Annotated in this window: 1 pseudogene; it reads left to right on the forward strand. The window is 68.3% G+C overall.

Annotated features, from left to right (window positions below):
* Positions 1 to 587 (forward strand): annotated as a pseudogene (locus ABD347_RS30575) (IS5 family transposase); the annotation flags it as partial.

The raw sequence follows: 587 nt of genomic DNA on the forward strand, positions 1-587 counted from the left end.
GGCGGCAGGTGCCGCCGTTGTTCGGGCCGGCCTGGCCGACGGTCTACCGGAGGTTCGCCCGCTGGAGCAAGGACAGAGTCTGGGCCCGTCTGCATCGGGTCATCCTGGATGAGCTCGGCGCCCGGGGAGAGCTGGACTGGTCGCGTTTCGCTATCGACTCGGTGAGTGTCCGGGCCCTCAAAGGGGGCTTTTGACCGGACCGAATCCGACCGATCGCGGCAAGAAGGGATCGAAGATCCACCTCGTCACCGACCGGTCCGGCCTGCCGGTCGCGGTCGCCATCTCGGCGGCCAACACCCATGACAGTCTCGCTCTGCAGCCGCTCGTCGCGTCGATACCGCCGATCCGCAGCCGTCGCGGTCCCCGCCGCCGACGGCCCGACAAGCTCCACGGGGACAAGGGCTACGACTACTCTCACCTGCGGCGATGGCTTCGTTCTCGCGGCATCACACCCCGGATCGCCCGTCGAGGGATCGAGGCATCACAGCGACTGGGACGCCATCGATGGGTCATCGAGCGGACCATCTCCTGGCTGGCCGGCTGTCGCCGGCTACACCGCCGCTACGAGCGCAAGCCCGAACACTTCC

The sequence above is a fragment of the Streptomyces gobitricini genome, from assembly GCF_039532985.1.
GTDB classification, from domain to species: Bacteria; Actinomycetota; Actinomycetes; order Streptomycetales; family Streptomycetaceae; genus Streptomyces; species Streptomyces gobitricini.